Source organism: Bacteroides sp. Phil13, from assembly GCF_001940965.1.
Lineage (GTDB): Bacteria > Bacteroidota > Bacteroidia > Bacteroidales > Bacteroidaceae > Bacteroides > Bacteroides intestinalis.
Genome location: NZ_MSHA01000048.1, coordinates 1 through 14,022 on the forward strand (window position 1 = coordinate 1; position 14,022 = coordinate 14,022).

Below are 14,022 nucleotides of genomic sequence, written 5' to 3' on the forward strand. Positions count from 1 at the left end.
AGTTCTGCGAAGACTTTGCAGATTTCGTACATTGGAATGCAAGCACAAGAAGTGGGTATTAAACCTAACTTAAAGATCGTATTAAAGGCAGATGCAGCCTTATTAGACGAGGTTGTTATTGTAGGATATGGTTCTAGTAAGAAGCTGGGGTCAGTTGTTGGTTCTGTTACAGCTGTAAGTGGTGAAAAACTGGAGAAAAAACCTGTTGCAAACATCGGGGATGCTTTGCAAGGACAAGTTGCAGGTTTGCAAGTATTTACCCCTAGCGGAGAACCTAGTGGAACGGTACAAATGCGCTTGCGTGGTGTTAGTTCTATTAATAGTAGTTCTGAACCATTATTTATATTGGATGGCTCTCCTATTTCTTCCGGTGCATTTACTGCATTAAATCCCAATGATATTGAAAGTATGACCGTATTGAAAGATGCATCTTCAACTGCCATTTACGGTTCACGTGCAGCAAACGGTGTTGTAATCTTAACTTCTAAAAGAGGAAAAAGAGGAGAAAAGGCCAAAATTACGATAAGTGCCCAATATGGTGTATCGAAAATGACTGGAGATAACATTACCATGATGAATGCCGAACAATGGCTAAACTTGCAGGAAGTACTTGACCCATCATTGAAAACAAATCAGTCTTTTCAAAGCGAAAAGGATTTCTATATTAAAAACGGAATTTCTACAGATTGGGCTGATGTATTCTTTGGGGGTACAGCACCTATGCAGCAATATGACTTGAGTATTTCCGGTGGAACGGAAAGTTTAAATTACTTCTTATCCTTCGGACATTATGATGCCGATGGTATAATGGATGATTCTAATTTACGCCGTGAGACACTGCGCTCAAACATCGAAACAAATATTACTAAATGGTTAAAGGCAGGGGTAAATTTAAATCTATCATATCAAAAGTATGCTACAGCCGCTTTTGGTACTACTGCTAATCAAGTATATAATAAAGCATATGCAGCCCGCGTTTATCGCCCGGACCAGAGCTACTATGAAGTTTTACGTGATGACAATGGAAATTTCATTGGTTATGGTGACCGCTTGGACTACTTCGATAAATTAAATTACTATAATCCATATTATTTATCAGAGATACAACCTGCTTCACGCGATATGGCACGTATCAATGGCAATACATTTATCAATATCAATCCAATCAAAGGATTGAATATTCGTGCAGCTCAAGCTGTTGAAGCTTTTGATTATCGATACTCTTATAAAGCTTTACCTATTGGCCCGTTTGAAGGTGCAGGTAGTGCAACAGAGTCTTTCCAACGCTATTACTCATTTACCTATACTAATACTGCAGAGTATAAATTTACAGCATGGAATAATCATAATTTCAGTGCCCTAATAGGACAAGAATCTATTATTACCAAAAACCAGTCATTTACATCTGAGGTAGAGGGGTTAACTGATCCGCGTTTAATGCTATTAAGTGCAGCAAGTAATGCAACAATGCCTTCTCACTCAAAATATGATAAGATTTTTAATTCTTACTTTGCTACTTTCAGCTATAATTATGATGAAAAGTACTATTTAGACCTTACTTATCGTAGAGATGGTTCATCATTGTTTGGTTTGAATTCTCAATGGGGTAATTTCTGGTCTGCAGGTGCAATGTGGGATTTAAAGAAAGAAAATTTCCTGAGTGACATCTCTTGGTTGAATCAATTACAGTTAAAAGCTAGTTACGGTTCTGTAGGTAACTCTTCAGGTCTTGACCCTTATATGTCATTTGGTCTAATTGGAACAGGTCCATTATATGGTGGACAAAGTGGTACTGCAGTTGCCAATCCAGCCAACCCCGATTTGACTTGGGAAGTTGTTAAATCTACAAATGTCGGATTAAGTACTCGCCTGTTTGATCGTGTAAGTTTGGATATAGAATTCTATAACCGCATGACAGAAAATATGCTTATGGAAATCCCTTACTCTTTTACAACCGGTTTTGCATCGGGTTGGGGTAACGTAGCAAATATGCGTAACCGAGGAGTAGATATTACTGCAAATGTAGATGTATTAAGAGATGTGAACGGTTTTGACTGGACTATCTCAGCTAACGTGAACTATAACAAGAATGAAATTACTCAATTATTTAATGGACTGGACGAATATGTATTAGCAAATACCGGTCTGAAACTTGAGGTAGGCAAACCATACGGAGAATATTATTATACCAGATGGGCAGGTGTCGATCCACGAGATGGTTACAATACGTGGTATGATAAGAATGGGAATTTAACTAAAACTTATTCCGCAGATGATGCTGTCTTTTTAGGAAAGCAACGCTATGCTCCATGGTCAGGTGGTTTCGGTACTCGACTCGCTTGGAAAGGTATAACGGTCAGCGCTGATTTCTCATTTATGCTTGGACAGTACATGGTAAATAACGAACGCTGGTTTACAGAGAATCCACAAATGGCCAACAGCCGCAATCAAACCACTGAAATGTTGACTATGTGGCAAAAGCCCGGTGATATAACTAACATCTCAACTCCAGACTCCCCTATGCAGTTTGATTCTCATTTATTAGAGAATGCTTCATTTATGCGTCTGAAAAATTTAACAGTAAGTTATACTATGCCTCAACGTATAATGAAAAAGACTGGATTCATTGAAGATGCAAAAATATTCTTTGTAGGACGTAATTTATTAACTGTTACTAAATACAAAGGATTCGATCCGGAAATCAACAGTAATATGCAATTAGGAAACTATCCGAATACGAAGCAATTCTCATTCGGCCTTGAACTTACTTTCTAAACATTAACTACAAAAGAGATAAAAACAATGAAGAAAATATATATCATATTAGCAACATTGCTTGTTACAGGTCTCTCTTCCTGCGATATGGAAAAATACCCATACAGCTCAGTTGAAGAGTCTCAATACCTGGCAACAATGAACGACTTTACAAATGCACGTATCGGAATATATTCCTACTATCGTTCCATAACGACAGGTGGGTACATATTAACCCCTGAATTACAATGCGATGATTTCCATGCCACAGCTGGTTTTTCCAATTCATATGGTAATCAGTATCGCTGGGACTTCCAATCTTCAGACGGCAACGTAGAAGGTGTATGGCAAAATCATTATGCACACATTGCACGTTGTAACTACTTTATTGATGGTTACAATAAAGTGCTGGATGGTACTGTCACCGATTTGAGTGATGCAAATAAAGAACTTATTGCAGCTTATGCTGGTGAAGCATATTTCACAAGAGCTTATAACTACTTTCAATTAGTGGGGTATTTTTGCAAAGCTTACAACCCTGCAACTGCAGAAAGTGATTTAGGCTTACCCCTACAATTGGTCTATTCTCCGACATCAGATGCAAGTGCTTATCCGGGACGTTCTTCTTTGAAAGCAACCTATGAACAAATCCTCAGTGATTTGACAGAGGCTAAGAAACTTGTAAATGCAAGTAAAACAGTTACTCAAGCACAAAACGTTTTAAACTATATTTCGCAAGATATAGTAACAGCATTTCAAGCACGCGTTGCATTGCAAATGAAAGATTATACAACAGCTATCAGTAACTCGACTTCGCTGATCAATACAGGGAAATACCCTTTATTGAACTCGGAAGATGGAGGAGAAGCTTTCCGTAATATGTGGGTAAAAGATACTGGTTCTGAAGTAATTTGGCAAATTTACATGAGTGCAGATGAATTGGGAAGCGCCACAGGAACCAGTTTCTGGGGACAGTATAAAAAAGATGATCCTTCTTCACAAGTAATGGACTACATTCCTTCACAAAAGCTTATCGACCTTTATGAACAAGATCGTGATATTCGTTTTGCTGCTTATTTTGCTCCTTTCACATTAAAAGTTTCTACCGGTGCAACAGGAGATATTTACGTATTCGACAAATATCCTGGTAATCCGGATATTTATAATGTAGTAAGCGTTGACAATCATTATACTAATAAATCGAAGCCTTTCCGGATTTCAGAACAGTATCTGATTGCAGCTGAAGCCTATGTAGGTAACAACGACATCGTTAACGGAGCAAAGTATCTGAACTTACTAAGAGCTAGTCGCCTTGTAGATTATGTAGATGTTACTTATAATAGCCCGAACACTTTATTAGCTGATATCCAAGACGAACGTCACAAAGAATTAGTTGGCGAAGGTTTTCGTCTGACAGATTTGAAACGGTGGGGATTAGGAGTAAATCGTGAAGATGCAACTCAGGACGCAGCTTTGGTTTTATTGCCTGGTGGTACCAATACAACAGCTTTAACTAAAACAGCTGATGACTTCCGAATGGTATGGCCCATTCCTAAATCGGAAACAGACGTTAATCCGCAGATCAAAGGCCAACAAAATCCCGGATATTAATTTGTTGAATTCTTAACTTTTGAAATATGAAATATTTGAATATATATTTATTGGCTTTATTGACAATCTTTATTGTCGGATGTTCGGATGATGATCCAGCAATGAACAGTGCAAGTACGACAGTCTCATTTACACAATCAGAAGTGACGTTCAATGAGAATGCCGGTATAGTAAAAGTTCCTCTAACAATTGAGGGCGAACGAAATGGAATGATTAAAGTAACATTTAAAGTTGAAGATGGCAGTGCCATTGTAAACGAACATTATATTGTTACCACTACAACCGTTTATATTCCTACTGATGCCAATGATACTTTTGGTTGCGAGATTCGTTTATTAGATGATGGTATGACTGAGAATGATGACCGTAATCTGAAAGTAACTATTGAAAATGTAGAAGGTGCACAGACAGGAGCAACCTCTACATGCAATGTTATACTAAAAGATGTGGATAAGAATCCATATTTCAAACTGATGGGCACTTGGACATTTAATGCTGTAAAAGCAACAGACGGTAGTGCAGTTAGCTTTACTGTAACAATCTCTGATGGCGGAGATGAAGCAAACCTAGAAAAGAGTTATGTCTTCAATGGATTTACAGATGGAAAGGGATATGATGCAACCATACCTTGGACTGTAGATTATAATAAAGCTTCTGAAACACTTTCTGTAGTACAAGGACCGACTTATGCAAAATACAATTTTGGATTTGTGGGTGAAGTACGGGTATGTCCAATGGATCTTACTGCAGCATTATCCAAATCCCTAGAAGGAACTTGGAATGAAACATTCGACAGGATTGACTTTGATCCTAACGGAATTATCGGTGTAGGTGTATTCGACTCCGGAGAGTATGCAGGCTATTGGGCTGTATATGCAGAATGCTACATGGTCAAAAAATAAATTGTTCTTTGAATAATTGACTTTATGTATAGAAAAAGGCTATGCTACTTTTATGGCATAGCCTTTTCATCATTAATAAGATTGAAAATATGAAAAAAGCTATTATCATCCTTATTCTGGCTTTCCTGGTCTGTTCAGGACGGCTTTTTGCAGCTCCGCGCACTCCGCAGCAAGCATTAGAAGTTGCCCGCACATTTGTACGTTCTCATGTCAATATGAAACACATTGATACAAAGGAGTTAAGACTGACAAATGGACAAAACATACAGACACGAACTATGATTTATCCTGCTTATTATATCATCAATACAGGGAATGATAGTGGATTCGTCATCATTTCAGGGGATGATTGTGCACGGGAAGTACTAGCATATTCAGATAAAGGAAATCTGAATTATGAATATTTACCTGCCAACGTTAGGTATTGGTTGGATTTCTATACTGCTGAAATAAAACGAATGAATACAAACGGCAATTCTGTGAAGAACCCAACTGAAGTTCAAAATTCGGCAACAAGAGTAATTCCTCCAGTAGTCACACCTCTATTGGACAAAATAGAATGGGACCAAGGAAATCCTTATAATCTGGATTGTCCGGAAGAAAAAGGAGAACTCACTGTTACTGGCTGTGCTGCTACGGCACTTGCCATGGTAATGAAATATTATGAATATCCCAAACACGGAACAGGAAGTTACAGTTATACAACCGCAACTTTAAAAAAATCACTTTCCGTAAACTTTGAAGAGGCCAACTATAAATGGGATCTGATGCTGCCTCAATACACAAATGCGGCAACTGAAGAACAAAAGAAAGCTGTAGCCGAATTGATGCTCCACTGCGGCGTAGCTATGGATATGGATTATAACCTAAGTGCAGCTGGTGGTAGTGGAGCAGGCATATTCAAACAATATAATGCCCTGACGAAATTCTTCGGGTATAATCCTAATATATATTTTGAAGGACGTGATTATAATACTGAAGGACGCTGGAAAAATATGATTCAAAAAGAATTGATTGCCGGGCGCCCTGTTCTATACAGTGGACAAAGCACCGCAGGAGGTCATGCATTTGTATTGGATGGTTGTGATGAGAATGACATGTATCATTTTAACTGGGGATGGAGCGGATATGCAAATGGATATTATTCCTTAAGCTCCCTGAATCCAGGATCAGGCGGCACAGGAAGTGGAAGTGGCGCCTATAATGATATGCAATATATTATGCTCCTTGTACAACCGAAGACAACAGGAGAAGTTATTAGTGGCTTTACATTAGAGGGAAGCATGGATATTACACAAAAGCAATATGAAAGAAATGAAAGTATCAGTGCAAAGTTTACCAAAATATGGAACACTTCTACTCCTATGAGTGGGATTATCGGATTAGCTCTATATCAAGGAGATGAATTCATCACATTTCTTACAACACCCACTTCAATTTCCAACATTGACGTAGGAAGTGGTTGGAATAGTATTACATTCAGCGGCACAATTCCATCTACTGTACCTAACGGCAACTATCAACTTCATTTTGCCTCACAAAAAGATGGTGAAAAAGTACCAAGCATGTTACGTGGTCTTGAAGGTAAAAGCATCTGTTATAGTGTAGAGATTACTGCTAACAGTATTCTACTAAGCAGCATAGAAAACAATTCCGATTTGTATCAACTTGCTCCTGCAGAACTTATTGGTGAAGCTGTAGAGGGAAAAGATATATCTTTCAAAATACAAATCGAAAATAAAGGTTTAAAATATGAAGATGATTTTGCTATATATATACGTAAGAACGGAGCATTGCTCCCTTACACGCGCATCAGCGACTATACTGTAATACCAAGTAATACTTCCAGCACTATCACTATCACAGGAAACCCCGAATTACCAGCTGGAGAATACTATGCTATAGGAAGTTACCGTAAAGATGACACCTGGAAACAATTTACTAACAGTGAATTAAGACTGGTTTTCACAATTAAAGATGTAGAAACAGGTATTGGGCAAACCGAATCTTCTGAAGTGTTAAAGGTCATTCCTACAAATACAGGTTTGGAGATCACAAGTGAAAATTCCAACGAATTTATTGATATATTCTCCAGTCTGGGAGTTAAGATAACGAGCGTAAAAGGGACACAAATAACCGTTCCATTGTCACAAAGTGGACTATATATTATAAGACAAGGTAAGAATAGTCTAAAAGTATTGTACAACCCAAAACATTAAATATCCGTACAAATAAAAAGGATGAATTCACTTGATCAATCAAGAATTCATCCTTTCTATTATATTATTATATAGTTAAACTTCCTTCTTTCAGAATATCCACCAATATCGGCTTTACCCCACTCACGAAACACTCCACAGCAATTACCATCAGAATAAGCCCCATCAAGCGCATCATCACATTATTTCCCGTTTCTCCTAAAACCTTTACCAGTCGCGTAGAGGCACGCAAGATGAAAAATGTAATCAAGTAGATAAAGGCGATCATACCAATCAGTACACCTTTCATTTGGATAGTATGGGCATCCTGCATCAACACAATGGCGTTTGCTATGGCACCGGGACCGCAAAGCATCGGTATCCCTAAAGGGGTGACGGAGATGTCATCGGCATAAGTTTTAATCTCTTCATCTTTCAATTTCATTTGTGTATAACGTGCCTGCAACATATCAAAACCGATTTTAAAGATGATGACACCACCTGCTATACGAAAACCGTTTGTAGAGATCCCAAAGAACTTGAACAGGAACTGACCTGCAAAGGTAAAGACCATAATCGTGATGAAAGCTACTAATGTAGCACGAGACACTACAGACTGTCGCTCCTTATCCGTCATTCCATGGGTCATAGTCAGAAAGACGGGCATAGTCCCGAGAGGATTTGTCAACGTAAAGAAAGAAGTGAAACAAAGCAAAGCGAAAGGTAAAATAGTATCCATAGCTGCAAATTATGTGTTTACGCTGACAAAATTACAACTAATCCCTCAATGTCACAACAATTGGAGCAACTCTTTCAAATCTGTAATCTGATAAGTAGGCTTAAATGGAAACTCGGTACGTCCCGTTACATTATAGAACACCTGATGCATGCCTACACCCTGAGCACCCGTTATATCATTTTCCCAGCTGTCACCTACCATCAACGATTCACGCAGTTCAGACTGAGTAGCCGACATGGCAAAATGGAAAATCTCAGGCCATGGCTTTAGGACACCAATATCATCTGATAGAACTACTTTCTTGAAGTAATGGTCAATTCCGGCAGAACGCATTTTGTGGCATTGCAGTTCCTGAAATCCATTGGAAAGGATATAAAGATTATATTTAGGTGCCAAATATTCCAGCACTTCCTGCGCATGGGGCATCAATCTGCTTTTTGTAGGAATAACCGCAAAAAAGTCATCAGAAAAAGCTTTCGCTAAAGCCGTATCCCCCTCTCCTACTGCCTCCAGCGGATAGAGAAAACGTTGACGATTCAATTCTTCTTTTGTCACTTTTCCATCTGCATATTCTGCCCACAATTCGATATTACGCCTCTCATAGAGTTCATAGAAATGTTCAAAAGACCGAAAATAGCGATCATATTCATATTTGCGATACATTTCCTCAAATGTATCACGGGCATTAAAAGAAAAGGCCCAGAGAGTATCATCCAGGTCGAAAAAAATATTCTTGTACTGCATATAAAAAGAAAATGGCAGGGATAACCTTTCCCCGCCATTCTTATAATTTAATTAAGTTATTTTACTTGGATAACCAGGTATCTGGATACGTTCCAGAAATCTTTCGGATTCGTAATCTTCAGAACGAGCTGATCTTTATCATCTTTCTCCAAAGCATAAGAACCTGCCGGATGAGTAGTCAAGACATCTGCACTCTTGGAATACAACTTAATTTCTTTCGTTGTACGAATATCAACCTGAGTAAAGTAATCCTTATTGATGTCACCATCCTTAAGCACTTGCTTTTTCTGGAAGAGACCGGTATTTGTCAGAATATTCTGATCCTTCAGTTCTTTCTTTGTTCCGAAAACAAACCAAGCTGTGTTCAGTGCCTTATCTTGCTCAGCTACGGTTTTGGCTTTCGCTTCATTTTCGGCAGTAAGCACTTCTTTGTCAGTTGACAGGCCAGTCACAGCTGCATCCAGTTCCTGAATACGAATATTCTTAGAGGCAAGTTCAGCCTGCAATTCCTCGATACGCTGGGTTTTGGTTACCAATTCCTGGGTCAGAGATTCTACAGCTTTCTTCAACTGGGTAGAGTTATTCTTGCTACTTTTCAGCATAGCTTCCAGTTTAGCGATCTGCTCTTTGTTTTCTTGCATTTGTTTCTGGATAAATTCAATATCAGTGGCTATTTGCTGCTTAGCTGATAAAGAACCTTCTGAAACCGCACCACGCTGCAAGTCTACGCGGCTTTCGGCGGCATTGATTTGGCGGAAGCCTTCAGAGATATCATTGAAAGTACCCATCATTTCATCCAGTTCAGCATTACGCTGGGTAAGTTCCATCAAAAGAGAATCATTTTCAGCTTTCAGTTGGTCTTTACTTCCACCTGACAAGCCATCGCACGATGCCATAACGGCCGCACATACAATTAAAACTGCTAACTTTTTCATACGCTTTTGTTTTACGTTGGTTAATGAAGTTATTTAATCGTCTATTCCTGCTACTACTATTACTATTTCTCCACGCGGATCATTAGCTGTGAAATGCTCAATCAATTCAGTCAGACTGCCACGCACCGTTTCTTCGTGCATCTTCGAGATCTCCCGGGATACAGATGCCTGACGTTCCGCACCGAAATGCTCTGCAAACTGAGCCAACGCTTTCACCAGACGGTGGGGAGACTCATAAAACACCATGGTACGGCGTTCCTCTGCCAATATCTTCAGACGTGTCATGCGTCCTTTCTTCTGCGGAAGAAAACCTTCGAAACAGAATTTTTCATTCGGCAAACCCGAAGCAACCAAAGCCGGCACAAGAGCTGTAGCCCCCGGCAAACATTGTACTTCAATACCATTGCGAACACACTCACGCACTACCAGAAAGCCCGGATCAGAAATTCCCGGTGTACCTGCGTCCGATATTAACGCAACAGTTTCACCTGCCTTTATTCTATTAACAACACTTTCCACCATTTTATGTTCATTAAACTTATGATGGGATTGCATTGCGTTCTTTATTTCAAAATGCTTCAGTAAGATTCCGGAAGTGCGCGTATCTTCGGCAAGAATCAAATCCGCCTCTTTCAAAATACGAATAGCCCGGAATGTCATATCTTCCAAATTTCCTACCGGAGTAGGCACTACATAAAGTTTTCCCATATCCGTAACTGCTTTAACTAAAGTATTTCTTAAGAAGTTCTATAAAATCAACCACCGTTTCATTCTCTTCATCAGGATTAACGGTAGAAGAAAAGAGTTCCAATGCCTTTTCCAATGAAGGAGCAGCACCCAACTGGCGTATCACTTCATTCATACGGGCGGTATCACCACCAAAAATCTCGCGGGCAAAGCGAAATGAGTCATTCAGACTGATAGCATGCCGCAGATCAGTAGCCGGTTTTATCCGTTCTGCTAAAATAGGCGATGCAGAAGATATTATTGCGGACGGTTCAGACTCGGGTTTGGATTCGGACTCAGGCTTGGGAGATACGACCTCTACCGGCTTGGTGATTTCAACAACGAGCGGTTCTACAGGAGTCGGCTTTACCGGTTCAGGAGCAACGACCGGCTCGGAAATAACCACTGAAGCGACAGGAGCTTCAGGAATAACAACTACCTCTACGGGAGTTTCGTCCAGCTGTTTCTGCAAAGCATCCAGTCGCGCACGCATCTGCTGTATATTCCGTTTAGCTACCACCTTCAATGTAGGATTGGCGTCTGTTGCAAGAACTTTCATTAAATATTTCAGTTCCTGAATATCCAGTTCTATGTCGTCCAATAATGTCTGCATTTCCTTTCGCATCACAAATGTTAATGCCGCAAATGTAGAAATAAATAATGAAAAAATATCGGAAAGCCATTAAAAGTGTTATTTTTGCGGCTAAAATAAACATTTTAAAACAATGGTATTATTCTCGGAAGACCATATACAGGAAACCAATCGTAGAGGAAGAATTGAAGTTATATGCGGCTCAATGTTCTCCGGTAAGACAGAAGAACTGATCCGCCGTCTGAAGCGCGCTAAATTCGCCAAACAGCGTGTAGAAATATTCAAACCTGCCATTGACACACGCTATTCGGAAGAAGAGGTCGTATCTCACGACAGCCATTCCATTGCCTCTACACCGATTGATTCATCGGCAAGTATCCTGCTGTTCACTTCAGAAATCGATGTAGTAGGTATCGACGAAGCACAATTCTTTGATAATGGTCTGATTGATGTATGTAATGAACTTGCCAATAATGGCATACGTGTTATTGTAGCAGGTCTGGATATGGACTTCCGCGGTTTTCCCTTCGGCCCTATGCCCGGACTTTGTGCCATTGCCGATGAAGTATCCAAGGTCCACGCTATTTGTGTGAAGTGCGGACAATTAGCCTCCTTCTCACACCGCACTGTCAAGAACGACAAACAAGTCCTCTTGGGAGAAACAGCTGAATACGAACCCCTCTGTCGGGAATGTTATCTGCGGGCAATAAAGGGAGACCGGACTGCCGCCGGTGAATAAACTATAAAAAAGCAAAAGCCTTATGGAGCGTAAGAAAATTACATTCGACAGCTTTATCCGTGCTGTCATTCTCGGTGCTATCATCATTGGGGTATTAATGCTCCTGAAGCGATTGAGCGGCGTATTGCTTCCGTTCTTCCTTGCCTGGCTTATTGCTTATCTGATATACCCATTAGTAAGCTTCTTCCAGCATAAGCTACGGCTAAAAAACAGAATAATATCTATCTTTTGCGCCTTGCTTACTCTCACTGTTATAGGAAGCGTTGCGTTCTATCTGCTTGTGCCGCCCATGATTCAGGAATTCCTGCGGGTAAAGGATTTATTGATAGAATACTTCAGCACCACTCATACAGCAAGCAATGTCCCCACTACCCTCTCCGAATTTATCCGGCAAAATATTGACCTGCACATCTTAGAGCAAATGTTCAGCCAGGAGAATATATTGGATGCCCTTAAAGTAACCGTTCCTAAGTTATGGTCGCTTATATCGGAGTCTATCAACCTCTTATTCGGGTTCTTCACCGTCTTCCTTATCCTATTATATATAGTATTTATTCTGCTTGATTACGAAAGCATTTCCGAAGGCTGGGCACACCTGATGCCAAAGAAATATCGGAAAACAGTAACCGGCATACTGAATGATGTAAAAGACGGCATGAACAGATATTTCCGCGGACAGGCATTAGTAGCTTTGTGCGTAGGCATTCTATTCAGCATTGGCTTTCTGATTATTGATTTCCCGCTAGCCATTGGTTTGGGATTATTCATCGGTGCACTGAATATGGTGCCCTACCTACAAATCATTGGTTTTGTCCCCACCATCATGCTTGCCATTCTGAAAGCTGCGGATACCGGTGATAATTTCTGGATCATCATAGCTTCGGCTGCCGCTGTATTCATAGTGGTACAAATCATACAAGATGGCTATCTCGTTCCTCGCATCATGGGAAAGATTACCGGTTTGAACCCAGCCATCATCCTGCTCTCTCTATCTATTTGGGGATCGTTAATGGGAATGTTGGGTATGATTATAGCTTTGCCGCTGACCACTCTAATGCTCTCCTATTATCAACGATACATCATTAATCAAGAAAATATTTATAAGACAGAAACCACTGAGGATCAACCAGTAGAAGGTATAGAAGAAAAATAATGCAAACTTTTTTCCTCATATTCCTTGCAAATTAAATAAAAGTACCTATCTTTGCACCCGCTTAACAGCAATAAAGGTTTGATTCGCTAGCTCAGCAGGTAGAGCACAACACTTTTAATGTTGGGGTCCTGGGTTCGAGCCCCAGGCGGATCACTGAAAACAAAAGAAAAATCAAGCAAATCCCTGATAATCAGACATTATCAGGGATTTCTTTTTTCAGGCAGGTAGCAGAAAATAGCCGTTTCAAGCATATTATCGGTGGATAAATCGTGGGACTAAAATTTAGTCAGAGAAAGTCCCACGAATTAGCATCTTTCTCACTGATTCATAGATTTTTGCATAGTCATACTTTGGAAGAGAATACATAGTTTTGTAACTCTAAAAACGATGTAAAAATGGCTAGAAAATCATTTTCTGTTTTGTTCTTTATCAAGAAAGCCAAGTTATTAAAGAACGGAGAAGCACCTGTGTGCATGAGAATCACCGTAAACGGCTGTATGGTAGATATTTCTATCAAAAGAAGCTGTCCTGTAAATTTATGGAATCAAGCAAAAGAGAATTCAAAAGGCAAAGACCGTATGTCGGCGGAACTGAACCACTACATAGAAATCACACGCTCACGCATACACCAAATTTATAGGGAACTGGAAACTTCCGGTAAGGTTATCACTGTTGATCTTGTGAGAAAGTTGTATTATGGTGTGGACGAGGAAAGCAAAACTCTTTTGCAGGTATTCAGGGAGCATAACGAACAAAGCCGTAAGCTGATCGGCAAAGACTTTGTTAGTAAAACCGTTCAACGGTATGAAACCACTACCCGATATTTGGAGGAATTCATTAAGAAAGAATATCAGTTATCGGATATTGCCCTGAACAACTTGGAAGCCAACTTCATTTCTAAGTTCGATGCTTTCTTGAAGATTGAAAAA

12 protein-coding genes and 1 tRNA gene are annotated in these 14,022 nt (G+C 39.8%); 8 read left to right on the top strand and 5 right to left on the bottom strand.

Going from position 1 to position 14,022, the window contains the following annotated elements; genetic code table 11:
* Window positions 1-15: 15 nt before the first annotated feature.
* The 4 genes from BWI44_RS08840 (at window position 16) to BWI44_RS08855 (ending at window position 7,486) form a co-directional block, all read left to right on the top strand.
* A complete protein-coding gene (locus tag BWI44_RS08840) occupies window positions 16-2,775 on the top strand; it encodes a SusC/RagA family TonB-linked outer membrane protein (protein ID WP_286812981.1) in 2,760 nt (919 codons plus the stop codon).
* 27 nt (window positions 2,776-2,802) lie between these two features.
* Window positions 2,803-4,365, top strand: coding sequence for a RagB/SusD family nutrient uptake outer membrane protein (locus tag BWI44_RS08845; RefSeq protein WP_007667347.1), 1,563 nt, complete (start codon window positions 2,803-2,805; stop codon window positions 4,363-4,365).
* Between the two features lie 26 nt (window positions 4,366-4,391).
* On the top strand, window positions 4,392-5,267 hold the full coding sequence (locus BWI44_RS08850; protein WP_007667349.1) for a Calx-beta domain-containing protein: 876 nt from the start codon (window positions 4,392-4,394) through the stop codon (window positions 5,265-5,267).
* 89 nt (window positions 5,268-5,356) lie between these two features.
* The gene (locus tag BWI44_RS08855; protein WP_286812974.1) at window positions 5,357-7,486 is read left to right on the top strand and encodes a C10 family peptidase; all 2,130 of its coding nucleotides are present in this window, start codon (window positions 5,357-5,359) and stop codon (window positions 7,484-7,486) included.
* Between the two features lie 67 nt (window positions 7,487-7,553).
* Here BWI44_RS08855 and BWI44_RS08860 read toward each other — a convergent pair whose 3' ends face one another.
* From BWI44_RS08860 to BWI44_RS08880, 5 genes are read right to left on the bottom strand one after another with little or no spacing between them, the layout of a single operon-like run.
* Entirely contained in the window at window positions 7,554-8,204 is a 651-nt protein-coding gene (locus tag BWI44_RS08860; RefSeq protein WP_007667351.1) for a MarC family protein, read from the bottom strand.
* A 51-nt stretch (window positions 8,205-8,255) separates the two neighbouring features.
* Window positions 8,256-8,948 carry a YjjG family noncanonical pyrimidine nucleotidase gene (locus tag BWI44_RS08865; RefSeq protein ID WP_007667352.1) on the bottom strand — a complete coding sequence of 231 codons (693 nt, stop codon included), beginning with the start codon at window positions 8,946-8,948 and terminating at the stop codon, window positions 8,256-8,258.
* Between the two features lie 56 nt (window positions 8,949-9,004).
* The gene (locus BWI44_RS08870) at window positions 9,005-9,883 is read right to left on the bottom strand and encodes a Cbp1 family collagen-binding glycoprotein adhesin (RefSeq protein ID WP_007667353.1); all 879 of its coding nucleotides are present in this window, start codon (window positions 9,881-9,883) and stop codon (window positions 9,005-9,007) included.
* A 33-nt stretch (window positions 9,884-9,916) separates the two neighbouring features.
* A complete protein-coding gene (gene rsmI, locus BWI44_RS08875; protein ID WP_007667355.1) occupies window positions 9,917-10,591 on the bottom strand; it encodes a 16S rRNA (cytidine(1402)-2'-O)-methyltransferase in 675 nt (224 codons plus the stop codon).
* A gap of 13 nt (window positions 10,592-10,604) precedes the next feature.
* On the bottom strand, window positions 10,605-11,234 hold the full coding sequence (locus BWI44_RS08880) for a DUF8457 domain-containing protein (RefSeq protein WP_007667356.1): 630 nt from the start codon (window positions 11,232-11,234) through the stop codon (window positions 10,605-10,607).
* 100 nt (window positions 11,235-11,334) lie between these two features.
* Between BWI44_RS08880 and BWI44_RS08885 the strand changes: the two genes are divergently transcribed.
* The 4 genes from BWI44_RS08885 to BWI44_RS08900 all read left to right on the top strand — a co-directional run.
* The gene (locus tag BWI44_RS08885) at window positions 11,335-11,940 is read left to right on the top strand and encodes a thymidine kinase (RefSeq protein WP_007667357.1); all 606 of its coding nucleotides are present in this window, start codon (window positions 11,335-11,337) and stop codon (window positions 11,938-11,940) included.
* 22 nt (window positions 11,941-11,962) lie between these two features.
* Window positions 11,963-13,093, top strand: coding sequence for an AI-2E family transporter (locus BWI44_RS08890; protein WP_007667358.1), 1,131 nt, complete (start codon window positions 11,963-11,965; stop codon window positions 13,091-13,093).
* 80 nt (window positions 13,094-13,173) lie between these two features.
* Window positions 13,174-13,246 (top strand) — tRNA-Lys (locus BWI44_RS08895).
* Between the two features lie 242 nt (window positions 13,247-13,488).
* The coding region (locus BWI44_RS08900) for a phage integrase SAM-like domain-containing protein (protein WP_286812979.1) at window positions 13,489-14,022 on the top strand (534 nt) is incomplete at its 3' end.